This is a genomic window from Sphingopyxis sp. J-6, assembly GCF_046603995.1.
Taxonomy (GTDB): Bacteria; Pseudomonadota; Alphaproteobacteria; order Sphingomonadales; family Sphingomonadaceae; genus Sphingopyxis.
In genome coordinates, this window is record NZ_CP145810.1 from 432,724 (window position 1) to 450,727 (window position 18,004).

Sequence of the window (18,004 nt, forward strand, 5' to 3'; positions counted from 1 at the left end):
CGATGGAGCTCAACGCGCCGATACTCGTCCACTGGATCGACTTCGACCTGCTGTCGCGGCTGGGCGTTGCGGCGGTACTCGGATTGCTGCTCGGCCTCGACCGCGAGATTCGCGGGCATGAGGCGGGGTTCCGCACGCACGGGCTGATCTGCTTTTCGGCGGCGATGATGACGGTGTCGATCATCGCGCTTTACACCCAGATCGGCGGCGAACGCTCCGATCCGTTGCGCATCTATGAGGCGACGGGCGCTTTCATCGGTATCATCGGTGCCGGGCTCATCGTGTTCAGCAAGGGCGAGGTCAAGAATCTCACCACCGCAGCGCATCTGTGGCTGGCGGCGGTGATCGGCATCGCGTGCGGCGCAGCGCAATGGCCGCTGGTGCTGATCGGATCGGCGATCAGCGTGATCATGTTGACGCTGCTCGGCTTCGTCGAGGCACGATGGGAGCGCAAGCGTGCCGGCGAAGGGCAGGCCGGCGAGCGTTAGAGCGTCGCCGAAGCCTGCATGACCTGCCGCCCGTCTGCGGCGAATGCGCCTAGTTCGAGTTCGGCGTCTTGGCCGCGCAATGACAGATGAAGGGGCTCGCCGCAGATCGCCGGGGACACGCCGCGGAAAGCGAAGCTCTTCAGGCGATTGTCACCATACTCGCGCTGCGCGAGATCGAGCAGCAGCGTCGCGGTGAGCGGACCATGGACGACGAGGCCGCGATAGCCCTCTTCCTCGGTCGCATAGGGCAGGTCATAGTGGATGCGGTGGCTGTTGAAGGTCAGCGCCGAATAGCGGAACAGCAATGCTTCCGACGGGACGAGCATGCGGTGCGCGTCCCAGCCCGACGGGTCGAAACCATCATCGCCCGGCGGTGGCGGAGCAGGCGGGGCTCCGGCGGGGGCGGGTTCGCGGAAGACGATCGATTGGGTTTCGCGCACCGCGAGGGTGCCGTCGCCACGGGTTTCGTGTGCGACCTCGGCGAAGACGAGCTTGCCGGTGCCGCCCTGCTTTTCGGTGATCGCGGCGACGCGCGAGGTCCGGATCACCGACTGGCCGGGACGCAGCGGGGCGAGGAACTCGACCTTGCTCGCGGCCCACATGCGGCGGGGTAGGGGGATGGGTGGCAGGAAGCTGTCGTCGCTGTCCGCGCGCACCGGATGGCCGTCGGCGCCGAGGATCGCGCTCGGCGCGTCGGGCAGGCAGAGGCACCAGTGATAGGCCTGCGGGACGCTGTCGTCGGCAGGCGCGTTGCGGTCGAGCGTCGCCAGCCAGCGCGCGGCCGCGGCATCGTCGATGCGGTCGCTACGCGTTTCGATCCGGCCGATCCATGCGTCCCACTCGCTCATCAATTGCGTCCTCCGGTCAGCCCGCGCGCGATCACCTGTGCCTGAATTTCCGCCGCGCCCTCGAAGATGTTGAGGATGCGCGCGTCGCAGAGGATGCGGCTAATCTCATATTCTAGCGCATAGCCGTTGCCGCCGTGGATCTGCAGCGCGGCGTCGGCGTTCGACCATGCCGCGCGGGCGCCGAGCAGCTTTGCCATGCCCGCCTCGATATCGCAGCGCTTGCCCGAATCCTTGGCGCGCGCGGCGGCGTAGCTCAGTTCGCGTGCCATCACGAAATCGACGAGGCTCATCGCGAGCTTGTCCGACACGCGCGGGAAATGGACGATCGCCTTGCCGAACTGCTTGCGATTGATCGCATAATCGAGCCCGAGTTCGAGCGCGCGGCGCGCGACGCCGACCGCGCGCGCGGCGGTCTGGATGCGGGCGCCCTCGAAGGTGCGCATGAGCTGTTTGAAGCCCTGGCCTTCCTCGCCGCCAAGTAGGGCGTCGGCGGGTGCGGTCATGCCGTCGAACTGCAGCGCATATTCGCGCATGCCGCGATAGCCCAAGACCTCGATCTCGCTGCCGGTCATGCCGGCGGCGGGGAAGGGATCGGCCTCGGTGCCGCGCGGCTTGGGGACGAGCAGCATCGAGAGGCCGGCATAGCCTTTGGCATCGGGCACGGTGCGTGCGAGCAACGTCATCAGGTCCGAGCGCGCGGCGTGGGTGATCCAGTTCTTGGCGCCGTCGATGATCCAGCAGTCGCCGTCGCACCGCGCCTTGGTCTGGAGCGCGCCGAGGTCCGAGCCGACATCGGGTTCGGTGAACACCGCGGTGGGCAGGATTTCGCCGCTGGCGATCCGCGGCAGCCATGCGGCCTTTTGCGCGTCGGTGCCGCCGAGGACGATCAGCTCGCCCGCGATTTCCGAGCGCGTGCCGAGCGAGCCGGTGCCGATCCAGCCGCGTGACAATTCTTCGGTGACGATGCACATGACGAGCTTGCCGAGGCCGAGGCCGCCGAACTCTTCGGGAATGCAGACGCCGAAGGTGCCGAGATCGGCCATCGCCTGCACCGTCGTATCGGGGATCAGCGCGTTGGCGAGGTGCCAGCCGTGCGCGTGCGGGATGATCGCCGCGTCGGTGAAGCGGCGGTATTGCTCTCGGATCGCGTCGAGGTCGGCGTCGTGGAGCGTCTCGCTGGGCCAATCGCCCCCGGCCAGCGCGGCCGCGAGTTCGGCGCGGGTCGCGGCATGGTCGGCGTCGAGCAGGCCGGCGCAGGCTTCGGCGAGCGTGCGCGCGGCGCCGCCGAGGCCGAGGTCGGCGGGGCGGAAGATTTCGTTCTGGCCCATCGGCAGGCCGCCGGTAAGCTGGCCGATGCTTTCGGCGAAGGCGAGGGTGGCGATCTGGGCGTCCAGCGGGTTGAGGTCCGAGCCGGAATCGCACCAGTCGAGTGTTGCTTCCAGCGCCGCAGCCGTTGTCGCGACCCACGCAAAGCCGTGCGCCGCGCGCTGCTCGCTGTCGATCGGGTTGGCCGCCAGCCGGTCGGTGAGCGCGGCTTGCGCTGCACCGCGGTAGGCCTGTGCGGCTTGCAGGGCGAGCCGCAAATCCATCAGGCGGCGCGCTCGAAGATCGCGGCGATGCCTTGGCCGCCGCCGATGCACATCGTCTCGAGCCCGTAACGGCCGTCGCGGCGCACCAGTTCGCGGGTCAGATTGGCGAGGATGCGTCCGCCGGTCGCGCCGATCGGATGGCCGAGCGAAATGCCCGAGCCGTTGACGTTCAAAATCTCGTTGCGGCCGTCGTCGTCCGACCAGCCCCAACCCTTGAGCACCGCGAGCACCTGCGGCGCGAAGGCTTCGTTGAGTTCGACGAGGTCGATGTCGTCCCAGCCGAGGCCGCTCCGCGCAAAGAGCCGTTCGACCGCAGGGACGGGGCCGATGCCCATCCGGCTGGGGTCGCAGCCCGCAGCCGCCGAGCTGTGGTACCAGGCGATGGGCGTCAGCCCGAGTTCGTCGAGCTTGTCCTCGGCGACGACAAGACATGCGGCGGCAGCATCATTCTGCTGGCTGGCGTTGCCCGCGGTGACGACGCCGCCTTCGAGCGGGCGCAGCTTGCCGAGCGATTCCAACGTCGCGTCGGCGCGATAGCCCTCGTCGTGCGCGAAGACGACCGGATCGCCCTTTTTCTGCGGCACCGGCACGGGGACCAGTTCGTCGTCGAACAGCCCGTTTGCCCAGGCGGCGGCGGCGCGCTGGTGGCTGCGGACGGCATAGGCGTCGCACGCCTCGCGGCTGATATCATAGTCCCTGGCGAGATTTTCGGCGGTTTCGATCATCCCGCTGATCACCCCGAAACGCTCGACCGGCTGCGACATCACACGGCCGCGGGTCAGCCGGTCGTGGAGCGTCAAATTGCCCGCGCGCACGCCCTTCCTGATGTCGATGCTGTAATGTTCGACGTTCGACATCGATTCGACGCCGCCCGCGACGACGACGTCGGACATGCCGGTCTGGACCATCATCGCGGCGTTGACGATCGCCTGCAATCCCGAGCCGCAGCGCCGGTCGAGCTGGTAGCCGGGAACCTCGAGCGGCAGCCCCGCCGCGAGCCACGACCAGTGGCCGATGCACGGCGCTTCGCCATTGCCATAGCCCTGCGAAAAGACGACGTCGTCGACGCGCGCGGGATCAATCTTCGTGCGTTCGATCAGCGCCTTCAGGATGACGGCGCCGAGATCGCCGGCAGTCATTGACGACAGCGCGCCGCCGAACTTGCCGACGGGGGTGCGGATCGGGGCGACGATGGCGGCGCGGCGCAGGGTCATTTCGGGTCTCCGGTGTTGGCGGTACCGACGATGCCGGCGTCGATCAGGCGGGCAATCTCGCCCGAGGATAGCGAGAGGCAGGCGGCGAGTATTTCTTCGCTGTGCTGGCCGTTCAGCGGGGCGGGACGCGGTGGTTCGCGCTCCGCCTGCGGGATCGTCGAGAAGGCACCTGCGGCGGGGTAGGCGAAACCGCTGGGGTTGGCGGCGCTGCCGAAGATCGGGTTGTTCGCGACGAGCGCCGGGTCCTGCACGGCGTCGGCCATCGTGCGGTATGCCGAGTGGACGATTCCGCCGGCGTCGAAGGCGGCGGCGAGGTCGGCGTGGTTGCGCGCGGCGATGGCCTGCTCGAACAGCGGATAGAGCGCGTCGCGGTGGGCGAAGCGGAGGCCGTCGTCCTTGGCGAAGGATACGCTGCGTTCGCTCTCGATCGCGGCGATCGCATCGCCAAGATTCAGCGCGGCGATCAGGTTCGCCCATTGGCGCGGGGTGACGACGACGATCATCGTTCGCTCGCCATCGCGCGTCACGAAATCGCGGCCGAACAGGCCATAGACGGCGTTGCCGAGCCGCGGCCGGTTCTCGCCCGAATAGAGCACTTCGGCGATGCCGCCGAGGTTGGCGACGGTGCCGATCGCGACGTCGGAGAGCGGGATGCGAACCTCGCCGCCTTCGCCGCTGACGCCCCGCCGCTGGATTGCCGCGAGCAGCGCGAAGGCGGCGTAGGCGCCGGTGAGCAGGTCCCACGCGGGCAACACATGATTGACCGGCTCAGGTCCGGCGCCGGTGAGCATCGGATAGCCGACGCTGTTGTTCACGGTGTAGTCGAGCGCGGGCGAGCCGTCGGCCCAGCCCATCACGCGGACGGTGATGAGGTCGGGCCGGCCTTCCGCCAGCTTTTCGTGCGACAGGAATCCGTCGACCGGAAAGTTGGTAATGAACTGGCCCGTTGCGCGCACCAGCTCCTTGAGCAGCTCGCGCCCCTCGGGCCGGGAAAGATCCAGAGCGACCGACTTTTTCGCGCGGTTGAGATTTTCCCAATAGAGCGAGTTGTTTTCGGCCGTCACCGGCCAGCGGCGGAAATCGGGGCCGCCACCGATCTGGTCGACGCGGATCACTTCGGCGCCGAATTGCGCGCAATAAAGCCCGGCCGTGGGCGAGGCGACGAAGGACGACGCCTCGATCACCGACAGGCCGGACAGCAAGGAATACATCAGTTCGCCGCCGCAAATTCGCGCAACATATGCTTGGCGATCTGGAGCTGCAGGATCTGCGTCGTGCCTTCATAGATGCGATAGATGCGGGCATCGCGGAAGAAACGCTCGGCGTCATATTCGGCGAGATAGCCGGCGCCGCCATAGACCTGCACGCACGCATCGACGACGCGGCCGCACATTTCGGACGCGAAGACCTTGAACGCCGCGGCCTTGCGCAGGACATTCTCGCCCGCGTCGGCGCGGCGCGTAACGTCCTCCATCATGCATTCGGCGGCATAGATGTCGATCTCGCTCTGCGCGAGCATCTGCTGGATGAGCTGGAAATTGGCGATCGGTTCGCCGAACGCCTTGCGCTCGGTCGCGTAGCGCACCGCGCTGTCAAGCGCGCGGCGGGCATAGGCGGTCGCGGCGGCGCCGACCGACATGCGGCCGTTGTCGAGGCTCATCATCGCATAGGCAAAGCCCTTGCCCAGCTCGCCGCCGAGCAGCGCCTCGCCGCCGACGCGGACATCCTCCATGATGATGTCGGCGATATGGCTGCCCGACTGGCCCATCTTCTTGTCCGACTTGCCGACCGTCACCCCCGGCGTGTCCATCGGCACGATGAAGGCCGAGACATGGGCGTTCTTGGAAAGGTTCTCCTTGCTTGTGCGCGCCATGATCAGGGCGACCTTCGCAAAGGGCGAATTGGTGATGTAGCGCTTGGTGCCGTTGAGGACCCAGCCGTTGTCGGTCTGCACCGCGGTCGTCTGGAGCCCTGCCGAGTCCGATCCCGAGCCGGGCTCGGTCAGGCCGAAGGCGGCGATCTCGCCCGCCGCGACGCGCGGCAGCCATTCGGCTTTCTGCGCCTCGGTCCCGCCATTCTTCAGCGCCGAGGCGAACATGCCGAGGTTGATCGAGATGATCGAACGGAACGCCGGCATCGCATAGGAGAGCGTATGGATGGTGCGGACATATTGGCTGACGTTCATCCCCGAACCGCCATATTCCTCGGCCATCGTCAGCCCGAACAGGCCCATCTCGCGCATCTCGGACAGGATGTCGGCCGGGATCGCGTCGGTCTCGATGATCGTCTGTTCGGCGGGGAGCAGCCGCTCGCGGACATAACGCTGCAACTGTTCGATGAACTGCTCGAAGACATCGGCATCCATGCCGGGGTTGGGATTGCTCATATCGGCCTCCTGTTCAGCGTCATAGGCCGATAGGCGCATCGCCGCCAATATTCAATATTCAGAATTGCTTTTTATATGTATGAAAACTATCAGGCCGCATGACCGGTCCCGTCCGTTCCGTATCGCAGGCCATGGCGATCCTGCGCCTGCTCGCCGAAACGAGCCCGCTATCGCTGTCCGACATCGGCCGGATGGTGGGCGTCAGCCCGTCGAGCTGCCTCAACCTGCTCAAGACGCTGGCGGGCGAGGGCGCGGTGGAACGCGATGCGCGGACGAAAACCTATCGGCTCGCCCCGGCGTGGGCGATGCTCGGCGTGCTGCGCGATGGCGACGCGCAAAGGCTCGTCGAACGCGCCCGGCCGCTGATGGCGGAGCTCGCGCAATCCTTCGATGCCGCGGTCGGGCTGTGGAAAATGGTGTCGCGCGAGCGGACGCGGTTGATCGCGCGGGCGGAAAGCGATGCTGGGATGCGCCTCCACCTCGCCGACGATCAGCGCCAGCCGCTCGGCGGCGGTGCGGTGGGGAGGGCGCTCGCCGCGATGCAGGGCGTCGACGATATCGAACTCGCCCGCCGCTTTGCGCCGGTCCGCTGGCAGGCCGATCTGCCGCTCGAAACCTATATCGCACAGGTTCGCGAGGCGGCGCGCCGGGGCTTCGCGCTCGACGAGGGCTTTGCCCATCGCGGCGTGTGCACCGTCGCGGTCGGAATCACCGGTGCCGCGCCGGGCTTTTGCATTTCGGCCTCGATCTTGGTGGGGTCGCGAAGCGGCGAAGATATTGCGGCGCTGGGCGCCGGGCTCGGGGCGCTGGCCGCGGCGCTCTAGGTCGGCGGAGTCCTCGCGAGCGCGGACAGCCACAGAGAGCCCAGCTCGACATCGATCCAGTCGGCGGCAAAGGGGTCGAGCCCCGAACCGGGATAGAGGCAGAATTCGCCGAAATAGGGCCGCCCGCCGATGTCGTAGAAATCGACGCGCAGGAAGCTGGTGCCGCGCGCGAGCGTTTCGGCGGCAGCGAGCATGGCGGCGAGCGAAGGCGGCGGGGCAGGGCAGTCGCGCGCCGGGACGAGCTGGCGCCAGTCGCGGTCGTGCAAAATCCAGCGATGCTGCTCGCCGCGGCCGAGATGGACCTGGATATGTGTCGCGGTGCCGCCGAAGACGTAGATCTTGTAATCGATGGGCAAGGGCAGGCGGCCGCCGAGCAGCGGCTCGGCAAACAAGCCGCGGAGGACGTCGCGATAGGCCCATTCGTCGAGCCAGCCACCATAGGCCACGCGTTGCCAGCGGTCGGCGGTGCGCTGGATGCGGCGCCATTGGTGCGCGCCGGGGGCGCTGCACAGCACGGCATATTGATTGCAGCCGTGCCGCGCCTTGAGGATTGCGGGGAGCGCGAACGGTATGGTGGGCGGCAATTCGGTGCCGGTCCAGAGCGTCGGGACGATCCAGTCCTCGCCGAGCTGCGCGGTGGCGATCCGCTTGGCCGCGAGCTTATCCATCAACTCGGTCTGGGCCGGCGAACGGTCGTGGAGCTTGCGCCATTGGACCAGCTCGGTGAAGCGGCGCGGCGCCGCGAGGCGGAGGCGCCGGTGGTGGCGCACGGCGTAGAGCAATTCGACGCGCAGGCGTGCGAGCAGGGGGACGCTGCGGTTCGGCGCGACGGACGGGTCGAGCGCCAGGGCCGGCATCAGCGTGGCGGCGCGTTCGCGTCGGTGCCGCTGCCGCCGAGCGCCTGATAGAGCGCGACATAGGCGGTGAGGCGGTCGGTGCGGAGCTGGATCAGCGCGAGGTCGACCGCGAGCAGCGCGCGCTGCGCGTCGATCTGTTCGAGATAGGGCGAATAGCCGGCGCGGTAGCGGTTGGTCGCATGGCGCAGCGCGTCGGCGACCGCGGCGCGCTGGGCGAGAAGCGCCTGTTCTTGAATGCCCAAGCGGTCGATCACCGCGAGCTGGTCCTCGACCTCGCGAAACGCGGTGAGCACGGCGCGGCGATAGGCGAAGGCGGCCTGATCGCGCTGCGCGGTTGCGGCGTCATACTGGCCCTGCAGCCGCCCGCCCTGGAACAATGGCGCCAATATGCTGCCGCCGATCGACCAGATGCTCACCGGATCGGGCAGCGCCGACGAGATGACGGCGCCCGCCGACGCCGACAGACGGACTTGCGGCAGGAATTGCGCGCGGGCGACGCGGAGATTGGCGTCGGTCGCGGCGAGCGCATATTCGGCCTGCGCGATGTCGGGGCGGCGGCGGACGAGGTCGGACGGCAGTACCGCAGGCACCGCAGGCCGCGCCAGCGCGGCGAAATCCTGCCCGCGCCCGATGGCGTGCGGCGTATCGCCGACGAGCTGCGACAGGGCATTTTCCTGCCGTGCGATCGCAGCCTCGATTGCCGGAATCTGTTGCTCGGCGGCGCGATATTCGGCCTCGGCCTGCCGCAGTTCGAGCTGCGAGGTGTAACCCGCCTCGGCGCGGTCGCGCGCGATGCGCAGCGCTTCGCCGCGCGAGGCGAGCGTCTGTCGCAGGAGTTCGCGCCGCGCGTCGAGCGCGAGCAGGGTGATATAGCCGCTGGCGGTCGCAGCGCTCACCGACAGCGTCGCCGCCTCGCGCGCCGCCGCGACCGCCGCCGCATTGGCGCGCGCGGCCTCGACCTGCGCCGCATTGCGCCCGAACAGGTCGATTTCATAGGCTGCCTGAAAGGCGGGCTGCGCGGCGAAGCTTTCGGTGGCGACGCCGAAGGGATTGAGCGCGCGCTGCTCGGCGCCCGGCGCGTTCGCGCTCAACGTCGGCATCAACAGCGACCGCGCGACGCGTTCCTGCGCCCGCGCTTCGGCGACGCGCGCCGCGGCGATGGCAAGGTCGGCGTTGTTCGCGCGCGCCTGTTCGACCAGCGCCGTCAGTTGCGGGTCGCCGAAGCCGGCCCACCAGTCGCGCTCGCTTGCCGCCGTCGCCGGCATCGCGGTGCGCCAGTCGGCAGGCGGCGCGATATGGCTCGCCTCGGGGCGCGGGGTCAGCGCGGGCATGCAGCCCGCGAGTAGCAGCGGCAGAAGCAGGACCGGACGCGCGAAGCCCATCACTCGGCCCCGGTGTGCACGGTCGCGATCACCGACATGCCGGGGCCCAATCGCGCGGCGAGTTGCTGGTCCTTGTCGATGCGGATGCGGACCGCGATGCGTTGCGGCACCTTGACGAAATTGCCCGATCCGGTGTCGGGTTTGATCACGCTGAATTCGCTGCCGGCTGCCGGTGCGACGCTTTCGACATGGCCCGAAAGCTTGGCGCCGCCAAGCGCGTCGACGCGTAATGTTGCGCGCTGGCCGACGCGGATATTCGCGGTCTGCGCTTCCTTGAAATTGGCGACGACCCAGTGGCGTTCGGGGACGAGGTACATCATCTGCGTGCCCGGATTGACGAGCTGGCCGACGCGCACCGTCACTTCGCTGAGCTTGCCGTCGCGCGGCGCGCGAATGACGGTGTTTTCGAGGTCGATGTCGGCGAGGCCGCGCGCCGCCTTCGCATTTTCGACCCCTGCCTGCAGCCCGCCGCGCCCGACCCCGACCGAGCGCAATTGCTCGACCGCGATCTGGCGCTGCGCCTCGGCCTGACGCACCGCAGCTTCGGCCTGACGGAGCGCGGCGAGCGTCTGGTCGCGTTCGCGCAGCGACACCGACCCCGCATCGACCAGTTCGCCGACGCGGCGCATGTCGGCCTGCGCGCGGGCAAGCTGCGCGCGTGCGTTGGCGACCGACGCGTCCTGAAGCTGGATCTGCGCCTCGGCCGAGCGGCGGCTCTGCTCGCTGTTGTCGAGCGAGGCCGATTGCGCGGCGATGTTGGCGGTCCCCTGCGCGACGCGCTGGCGGTAGATGCGGTCGTCGATCCGCGCCAGCACCTCGCCCGCCTTGACGCGCTGGAAATCCTGCACCAGCACCGCGGTGACATAGCCGCCGACCTGCGGCGCGATGATCGTCGTCTGGCCGCGGACATAGGCGTTGTCGGTCGTCTGGCTCGACGGCTTGAACGGCGGCAACGCCCACGCATAGAGGATGGCGAGCGCGCCGATCAGGATCAGCGAACCGAACAGGACGATCCGCCCGCGCGAGCGCGGCGGTTGCCAGCCTTCGTCGCCTCCCTCGGCGGGCGCGGCGGCGGGTTCGGGCGGCGGCGCCGGTTTCGTTGGCGCCGGCGCAGGCTTCGCGGGCTTCGCCGCCGCTGCGTCGCTTTTGTCAGGCACGTCGTTCATTGATTTCCCGCCCTCATTTTCTGAAGCGCCTCGAGTTCGGCAGCGAGTGGATTGAAGCCGCGCCGGCGATCGTAGAGCCAGCGCACGAACATGACGACAAAGGCAAGCGCCGAAAGCGCGCCGATGACGAAGAAGGTGTCGTTGAAGGCGAGGATCGCCGCCTCGCGCGCGGCTTCGCGCACAACCTGCGCCCCCGCGCTCGCGCTGCGCAGTGCCGGATCGGTCATCGTCCCCGTCAGGCCGTTCGCAAGGGTCGCGATGCCCTGCGCGACGTCGGGGTTGCCCGGCGACAGGCTCTGGCCGAGCGTCATCAGGTGCGACTTGGTGCGCAGCGTGTGAAATGCCGACAGCGCGGCGACCCCGGCGAGGCCACCGAGCGTCTGCGACAGCCCGAACACCGCGACGAAGCTGACCAGATAGGACGGCCCCTTGGTCAGTGCGCGGAGCAGTCCTTCCATCAGCATCGGCCCCATGAAATAGACCGCGGCAAAGGCGATTGCGGCCTGCGAGAAATAGAGGTTCATCGGGCCCGTGCGCAGCCCCGAATGGGTATCGAGGAAGGCCCCGATCGCGATCACCGCGAGCGATATCAGTGTCTGGCGGCGGAGGTCCATCGGGTTGAGCGTGACGATCGACAGCAGCGCCCCGGCGAGCGTCGCGACCGCCAGCACGCTGTAATAGGAGACGAGCTGGTCGTTGACGAGGCCGATCGACGACAGGAGCCCCGTCGCGCCGAAATTCTGCTCCGACGTCAGCACGCGCACCAGCGCCCCGGTCAGGGCGAATTTGACGAGGTCGCGGCTGCCCATCCAGCGCGTCTGGAGCATCGGGTTCTTGCGGTTATGCTCGATCAGGAAAGCGGTGCCGATCAGCACCACCGACGCGGCGAGCGCGCCGCCGAGCCAGGGCGTCGACCACCACTGGATGCGCCCCTGCACCAGAAAGGCGCAGAACAGCCCGACCCCGGTGGCGAGCATCGGGAAGGTGAGGAGGTCGAGCTTTTCGAACGAGCGGATCGTCTCGCCCGGCGGCAGGTGGAGGATGTTGACGAGCCCGAAGGCGACGAGCGACATTGCGAATTGCAGCACGAACAGATTGGCGATGTCGCCGTCGGCGAGCAGCAGCGGCGAGATCGCGCGCGCCAGCGGCACCGCCACCTGCGTCAGTCCGATCGCGAGCAGAAAGCCCGCGATGCGCTTTTCCTGCGGCAGCCCCTGCATCAGGTAGAAGGCGGCAAGCGTGGTGAGGCCGCTCGCCGCGATCCCCGAAACGCCGCGCGCGATCAACTCCATCCGGTAGCCCGCGTCGAAAAGCTGCAGGAAATTGGCGAGCAACAGCGCGAGCATCATCGCGCGGACGAAGCGCTGGATGCCGAATTGCTGGCGCGACTTGTAGAGCAGGATGCTCATGCACGCGTTGGTCATATTATAGGCGACGGTGACCCAGCCGGCATCGACCGGGGTCAGGTCGAGATGCCCCTGCAACGCAGTGAGGTTGGCGATCAGCATCCCGTTCTGGAAACCGCCGACGATGGCGAGGAAGACGCCGATCAGGAAATAGGCGACCTTGCGGCGCACCGGATGGTCAGGCGACGCGGGCGAGCCCGGCATGAACGGGCGCTCGTGGGGTTTGAAGACATAATCGCTGCCGCCGGGGGCAGGGGACGAACGCGACTCAGCCATCGCGTATAGCGATAGACCTTCGCGGCGCCGGTTTCGACCTGTTTCAGTCGCGCCCGCCAAGCCGTTCGGCGAGGAAGTCGATGAAGACGCGAACGCGCGCGGGCAAGGTCGAGCCGCCGAGGAACAGGGCGTGAAAGGGCTCGATATCCCCGGGGTTATGATCGGCGAGCAGTTCGACGAGCCGCCCGTCGGCGAGCGCGTCGGCGACGTTGAAGCGACCGACGCGGGCGATGCCGACCCCGTCGATGGCGAGCTGGACGACGGTATCGCCGTTATTCGCTTCGACCGCGGGCGTGATCGGGAGCTCGAAGACTTGGCCCGCACGCGCGAACGGCCACCACGGCTGGCGGCGGCGGAAATTGAAGCCGAGGCAGCGGTGGGCGAGCAGTTCCTCGGGCTCGGCGGGGATGCCGTGGCGCGCCAGATAGGCGGGCGATGCGATCACGACGCGGTCGCTTTCGCCCAGCCGCCGCGCGATCAGCGGGCTGTCGGGGAGCGGTCCGATGCGGATCGCGACGTCGGCGCGTTCTTCGACGAGGTCGATCACCGTATCGGTCAGGCTGATATCGACGAGAATGCCCGGATAAAGATCGAGGAATTCGCCGAGCAGCGGCACGATCCGGGTGCGGCCATAGGACAGCGTGGTGCTGACGCGCAGCCGCCCGCGCGGTGCCGCTTGCTCGCCGATCGCCTGTTCGACCTCGGCAAGGTCGGCGAGGATGCGGCGCGCGGCGTGATAATAGGCCTCGCCGTCGGCGGTCATCGCCAGCGCGCGGGTCGAGCGAAGCAGCAGCCGGGCGCCGAGCCGCGCCTCGATCCGGTCGATCGTCCGGCTGACCGCCGACGGCGTCAGGCCGAGGAGGCGGCCGGCGGCCGAAAAGCTGCCCTTGTCGATCACCGCGACAAAGATTTCCATCGCCCGGGCGCGGTCGCCGCCTTCGTCCATCTTTGCGTTCAATTCAAAAATCCTTCGCGCAACATCCCTCTAATTCCGGCGATGGGTCCAATCCATTTATGCCTCCAATTCGTAACCGAAAGGGTGGACGCATGAAACTCAATTTCCCGCTGCTGGCGCTGGCGACCGGTGCCTTCGGCATCGGCATCACCGAATTCGCCCCGATGGGGCTGCTTCCCGACATGGCCGAGGGGCTGGGGGTTTCGATCCCCGCCGCGGGGCTGCTGGTATCGGCTTATGCGCTCGGCGTCATGCTCGGCGCGCCGCTGATGACGCTCACCACCGCGCGGATGAAGCGGCGTACCTTGCTCATCGCGCTGATGGGCATCTTCACCCTCGGCAACTTCCTGTCGGCGATCGCGAGCGACTATGCGATGCTGATGGTCGCGCGCGTCATCACCTCGCTCAACCATGGCGCTTTCTTCGGGGTCGGATCGGTCGTCGCGGCGAGCATCGTGGCGCCCGAAAAGCGCGCGAGTGCGGTCGCGGCGATGTTCATGGGGCTGACGCTCGCCAACGTCATCGGCGTCCCGCTCGCGCCATGGATCGGCGAAAGCTTCGGCTGGCGCACCGCATTCGGCGGCATCGCCGTCTGGGGGCTGGTCACCATGGCCGCGCTGTGGTTCGCGCTGCCCGATACGCCGCAACCGGCGGGCAGCGACATGCGCGCCGAACTCGGCGTATTCCGGCGCCGCGAGGTGCTCGTCGCGCTGGCGCTGACCGCCATCGGATCGGCGGCGATGTTCACCGTCTTCACCTATATCGCGCCGATCCTGAAGGAGGCGACCGGCATCGGCACGCTGCATGTCACCGCGATGCTGGTCATCTATGGCCTTGGCCTGACGTTCGGCAACTGGCTGGGCGGCGTGTTCGCCGACCGGTCGATCGACCGGACGCTGATCGTCTCGCTTGCCGGGCTTGCCGCGACGCTGCTGATCTTCGCCGCCGCGATGTTCCAGCCGCTTGCCGCCGCAGTCACCATCTTCGTCTGGGGCGTTGCGACCTTTGCCATCGTCCCGCCGCTCCAGATGCGCGTGATGGAGGCGGCGTCGGACGCGCCGAATCTGGCCTCGGCGGTCAATATCGGCGCCTTCAACCTCGGCAATGCCGTCGGCGCGGCGGTCGGCGGCGGTGTAATCGGCCTCGGCCTCGGTTTCCCGGTGGTGTCGATCGCGGGGGCGGCGATGGCGGTCGCGGGCCTCGTCATCGTGCTGGTCTCGCGAAAGAAAGTGGCGGGCGGCACGGCAATCGCGATCTGAGGAGCGAATTTCGCCATCAATCGAAAAATTCGATCACAGGCGTAGATATTTTCGCTTTTCGCGATGCAACATAAATGGCTAGGGGGAGCCTCCAACCACAAAGGAGGCTCTCCATGTCCGTTCTCAACACCACCCTCAAACCCTTCAAGGCGACCGCGTTCAAGGACGGCAAGTTCGTCGACATCACCGACGCCGACGTGAAGGGCAAGTGGGCGGTCTTCTTCTTCTACCCGGCCGACTTCACCTTCGTCTGCCCGACCGAGCTCGAAGATCTCGCCGACATCTATCCGACGCTGCAGAAGATGGGCGTCGAGGTCTATTCGGTGTCGACCGACACGCATTTCTGCCACAAGGCCTGGCACGACACGTCGCCGGCGATCGGCAAGATCAACTATTATATGGTCGGCGACCAGAACCACGTGCTGTCGAACAATTTCGAAGTGCTGCGTGAAGGCGTCGGCCTGGCCGACCGCGGCACCTTCGTGCTCGACCCGCAGGGTGAAATCCAGCTCCTCGAAATCACCCCCGAGGGTGTGGGCCGCAACGCCGCCGAACTGCTCCGCAAGATCAAGGCGCTGCAGTACTGGGTCAGCCACCCGGGCGAAGTCTGCCCCGCGAAGTGGGAAGAGGGCGCCGAAACGCTCGCTCCCTCGCTCGACCTCGTCGGCAAGATCTAAGCCTGTCTGACACTATGCCGGGAGGGGCGGCGGCTGGACTGCCGCCCCACGGTTTCTCTTCCCCTTCCCGCAGGAGCTCTCCCCATGCTCGACGCCAATCTGAAGCAGCAGCTTCAAGGCCTCCTCACGAACCTTCGTGAACCGATCGAACTGATTTCGTCGCTCGGCGACGATGCCAAGTCGGCCGAGCTGGCGGATCTTCTGGACGAAATCGCCGCACTATCGGACATGGTCAGCGTGACCCGCGCCGACGACGACGCGCGCCGCCCGAGCTTCCTGATCCGCCGTGCCAGCGACGGGCAGGTCGCCGTGCGCTTCGCGGGCATTCCGCTCGGCCATGAATTCACTTCGCTCGTCCTCGCGCTGCTGCAGGTCGGCGGCCATCCGCCGAAGGTCGCGCCCGAGGTGCTGGAGCAGGTCGCGGCACTCGACGGCGACTATCATTTCGAAACCTATTTCTCACTGTCGTGCCAGAACTGCCCCGACATCGTGCAGGCGCTCAACTTGATGAGCGTCGTCAACCCGCGCATCACCCATACCGCGATCGACGGCGGGCTGTTCCAGACCGAGGTCGAGGATCGCAAGATCATGGCGGTGCCGACGATCTTCCTCAACGGCGAGACTTTCGGTCAGGGCCGGATGGAGCTCGAACAGATCCTCGCGAAGCTCGACAGCGGCGCCGAGGCCAAGGCCGCAGAGAAGATCGCCGCCAAGGAGGCGTTCGACGTGCTCGTCGTCGGTGGCGGCCCCGCGGGTGCCGCGGCGGCGATCTATGCGGCGCGCAAGGGCATCCGCACCGGCATCGCCGCCGAGCGCTTCGGCGGGCAGGTGCTCGACACGATGGCGATCGAGAATTTCATCTCGGTCCAGCACACCGAAGGGCCGAAGCTGGTCGCGCAGCTAGAACAGCACGTCAAAGACTATGACGTCGACATCATGAACCTGCAACGCGCCGAGAAACTGATCCCCGCGAAGACCGAAGGCGGCCTGCACGAAGTGAAGCTCGCCAGCGGCGCATCGCTGAAGGCGCGCACCGTGATCCTCTCGACCGGCGCGCGCTGGCGCCAGCTCGGCGTGCCGGGCGAGGATGCCTATCGCAACAAGGGCGTCGCCTATTGCCCGCATTGCGACGGCCCGCTTTACAAGGGCAAGCGCGTCGCGGTGATCGGCGGCGGCAACAGCGGCGTCGAGGCGGCGATCGACCTTGCGGGGCTCGTCGCGCATGTCACGCTGATCGAGTATGACAGCGAACTGCGCGCCGACGCGGTGCTCCAGCGCAAACTCGCCAGCCTGCCCAACATCAAGATTATCACCTCGGCGCTGACCACCGAAGTGCTCGGCGACGGCGAGAAGGTGACGGGACTTTCGTATAAGGACAGAAACAAGGACGAGCTGCACCAGATCGAACTCGAAGGCATTTTCGTCCAGATCGGCCTCGTCCCGAACACCGAATGGCTGAAGGAAGCCATCGCCCTGTCGCGACACGGCGAGATTGAGGTCGATTATCGCGGCGAGACGAGCCAGAAGGGTATCTTCGCGGCGGGCGACTGCACGACGGTGCCGTACAAGCAGATCGTCATCGCGATGGGCGAAGGCTCGAAGGCGGCGCTGTCGGCGTTCGACTATATGATCCGCCTGCCGGCCGAGGTGGAGGCCGCGGCGGCGTAAGATCATCCTCCCTGTCGCAAGTCGATCGGGAGGACCGTCATGCCATCGCGGCAAATCGCTTGGGCGGCATCCCGACCTGCCGCGCGAACGCCGTGCTGAACGCGCTCGCCGACCCGTAACCGACGGTGAGCGCGATCTCTTCGATCCGCCCAGCGCCGCGGCGCAGCAGATCCTTCGCGAGGTTCATCCGCCAGCCCAGCAGATATTCCATCGGCGGCACGCCGACGGTGCGCGCGAAGCGCTCGAAAAAGGCCGAGCGCGACAGCGCCGCCGCCTTCGCGAGTTCCGCAGTGGTCCACGCCCGCGCGGGCTCGGCGTGCATCCGTCGGATCGCCGCCGCGAGCCGCGGGTCGGCAAGGCCGCGCAGCAACCCCGGCGGCGTCGCCTCGCCGCCGACCGCGCGCAATGCCTCGACCAGCAAGATCTCGACCAGCCGCGTGAGCAGCAGGTCGCGCCCGGGCCGCTCGGCGCCCGTTTCCTCGCGCAGCATCGCGACCAACGCCGTCAGCCGCTCGGCCCCGCGCAGGTGGATCATCGCGGGCAATTGCGACACGAGCAGCCCCGCCTCGGGCGAGGCGAAGGCGAAATAGCCGCCGATCATCCGCACCTCGGGCGGGCCTTCGGCGCGGCCGTGCCGCACCTCGCCGGCCATCCCGGCGGTCGCATGCGGGTCGAGCAGGGCCGGTTCGGCGGGGACAAAGCCCGACATGGTAAAGCCGGGCGTTGCGGGCAGCAGAATGAAATCGCCTGCCTCCAAGGTCACCGCCTCCTGCCCGTCGACCGCGAGCCGGCACGACCCTTCGAGCACCGTACAGAAGCTCGGGTGCCCGAAATCCGAATAGCGGACCGCCCATGCCCCCGCGCCGCTGATCCCCTTCGAGAAAATGGTGCTGGGGCGAAGCAGCGCGATGACGTCGGAGAGGGGGTCGAGCATATTGGGACGATCAATAAAGAAATATGGATTATAAATTATAGATCGTCCGAAACGGCCGGTCTAGAGGCTTTTCGT

16 protein-coding genes are annotated in these 18,004 nt (G+C 67.6%); 5 read left to right on the top strand and 11 right to left on the bottom strand.

What is annotated here, in order from left to right; translation table 11 throughout:
* The first annotated feature begins 2 nt into the window (after positions 1 to 2).
* Entirely contained in the window at positions 3 to 488 is a 486-nt protein-coding gene (locus V6U71_RS02310; RefSeq protein ID WP_411340808.1) for an MgtC/SapB family protein, read from the top strand.
* On the opposite strand, the gene V6U71_RS02315 is transcribed toward V6U71_RS02310, so the two are convergent.
* From V6U71_RS02315 to V6U71_RS02335, 5 genes are read right to left on the bottom strand one after another with little or no spacing between them, the layout of a single operon-like run.
* Positions 485 to 1,336, bottom strand: a complete 852-nt coding sequence (locus V6U71_RS02315; protein ID WP_411340809.1) for an FAS1-like dehydratase domain-containing protein — start codon at positions 1,334 to 1,336, stop codon at positions 485 to 487. The genes V6U71_RS02310 and V6U71_RS02315 overlap by 4 nt on opposite strands.
* Positions 1,336 to 2,925, bottom strand: coding sequence for an acyl-CoA dehydrogenase family protein (locus V6U71_RS02320; protein ID WP_411340810.1), 1,590 nt, complete (start codon positions 2,923 to 2,925; stop codon positions 1,336 to 1,338). Before V6U71_RS02320 ends, V6U71_RS02315 begins: the two co-directional genes overlap by 1 nt.
* Positions 2,925 to 4,139 (bottom strand): acetyl-CoA C-acetyltransferase, encoded by a 1,215-nt coding sequence (locus V6U71_RS02325; RefSeq protein ID WP_411340811.1) that lies wholly within the window; start codon positions 4,137 to 4,139, stop codon positions 2,925 to 2,927. Before V6U71_RS02325 ends, V6U71_RS02320 begins: the two co-directional genes overlap by 1 nt.
* A complete protein-coding gene (locus V6U71_RS02330; RefSeq protein WP_411340812.1) occupies positions 4,136 to 5,350 on the bottom strand; it encodes a CoA transferase in 1,215 nt (404 codons plus the stop codon). The genes V6U71_RS02325 and V6U71_RS02330 overlap by 4 nt, the downstream gene beginning before the upstream one ends.
* The gene (locus tag V6U71_RS02335; RefSeq protein WP_411340813.1) at positions 5,350 to 6,525 is read right to left on the bottom strand and encodes an acyl-CoA dehydrogenase family protein; all 1,176 of its coding nucleotides are present in this window, start codon (positions 6,523 to 6,525) and stop codon (positions 5,350 to 5,352) included. The genes V6U71_RS02330 and V6U71_RS02335 overlap by 1 nt, the downstream gene beginning before the upstream one ends.
* A 98-nt stretch (positions 6,526 to 6,623) precedes the next feature.
* Here V6U71_RS02335 and V6U71_RS02340 point away from each other — a divergent pair, with 98 nt between their 5' ends.
* Positions 6,624 to 7,349, top strand: coding sequence for an IclR family transcriptional regulator (locus tag V6U71_RS02340; protein WP_411340814.1), 726 nt, complete (start codon positions 6,624 to 6,626; stop codon positions 7,347 to 7,349).
* Here V6U71_RS02340 and V6U71_RS02345 read toward each other — a convergent pair.
* Genes V6U71_RS02345 through V6U71_RS02365 form a run of 5 tightly spaced genes read right to left on the bottom strand, consistent with a single transcriptional unit; the run spans position 7,346 to position 13,382 of the window.
* Complete coding sequence (locus V6U71_RS02345; protein ID WP_411340815.1) at positions 7,346 to 8,206, bottom strand: ATP-grasp fold amidoligase family protein; 861 nt, start codon at positions 8,204 to 8,206, stop codon at positions 7,346 to 7,348. The two genes, V6U71_RS02340 and V6U71_RS02345, sit on opposite strands and share 4 nt — an antisense overlap.
* Positions 8,206 to 9,588, bottom strand: a complete 1,383-nt coding sequence (locus tag V6U71_RS02350) for an efflux transporter outer membrane subunit (RefSeq protein ID WP_411340816.1) — start codon at positions 9,586 to 9,588, stop codon at positions 8,206 to 8,208. Before V6U71_RS02350 ends, V6U71_RS02345 begins: the two co-directional genes overlap by 1 nt.
* Positions 9,588 to 10,754, bottom strand: coding sequence for an HlyD family secretion protein (locus V6U71_RS02355; RefSeq protein ID WP_411340817.1), 1,167 nt, complete (start codon positions 10,752 to 10,754; stop codon positions 9,588 to 9,590). The genes V6U71_RS02350 and V6U71_RS02355 overlap by 1 nt, the downstream gene beginning before the upstream one ends.
* Positions 10,751 to 12,436, bottom strand: coding sequence for an MFS transporter (locus V6U71_RS02360; protein WP_411340818.1), 1,686 nt, complete (start codon positions 12,434 to 12,436; stop codon positions 10,751 to 10,753). The genes V6U71_RS02355 and V6U71_RS02360 overlap by 4 nt, the downstream gene beginning before the upstream one ends.
* A gap of 43 nt (positions 12,437 to 12,479) precedes the next feature.
* Positions 12,480 to 13,382 (bottom strand): LysR family transcriptional regulator, encoded by a 903-nt coding sequence (locus V6U71_RS02365; RefSeq protein ID WP_411342298.1) that lies wholly within the window; start codon positions 13,380 to 13,382, stop codon positions 12,480 to 12,482.
* Positions 13,383 to 13,483: 101 nt separating this feature from the next.
* On the opposite strand from V6U71_RS02365, the gene V6U71_RS02370 reads away from it, so the two are divergent.
* From V6U71_RS02370 to ahpF, 3 genes are all read left to right on the top strand, one after another.
* Positions 13,484 to 14,650, top strand: a complete 1,167-nt coding sequence (locus V6U71_RS02370; RefSeq protein WP_411340819.1) for an MFS transporter — start codon at positions 13,484 to 13,486, stop codon at positions 14,648 to 14,650.
* A gap of 113 nt (positions 14,651 to 14,763) precedes the next feature.
* Positions 14,764 to 15,327 (top strand): alkyl hydroperoxide reductase subunit C, encoded by a 564-nt coding sequence (gene ahpC, locus V6U71_RS02375; protein WP_411340820.1) that lies wholly within the window; start codon positions 14,764 to 14,766, stop codon positions 15,325 to 15,327.
* Between the two features lie 84 nt (positions 15,328 to 15,411).
* Positions 15,412 to 16,995, top strand: a complete 1,584-nt coding sequence (gene ahpF / locus V6U71_RS02380; RefSeq protein WP_411340821.1) for an alkyl hydroperoxide reductase subunit F — start codon at positions 15,412 to 15,414, stop codon at positions 16,993 to 16,995.
* Positions 16,996 to 17,032: 37 nt separating this feature from the next.
* On the opposite strand, the gene V6U71_RS02385 is transcribed toward ahpF, so the two are convergent.
* Complete coding sequence (locus V6U71_RS02385) at positions 17,033 to 17,929, bottom strand: AraC family transcriptional regulator (RefSeq protein ID WP_411340822.1); 897 nt, start codon at positions 17,927 to 17,929, stop codon at positions 17,033 to 17,035.
* Between the last annotated feature and the right edge of the window lie 75 nt (positions 17,930 to 18,004).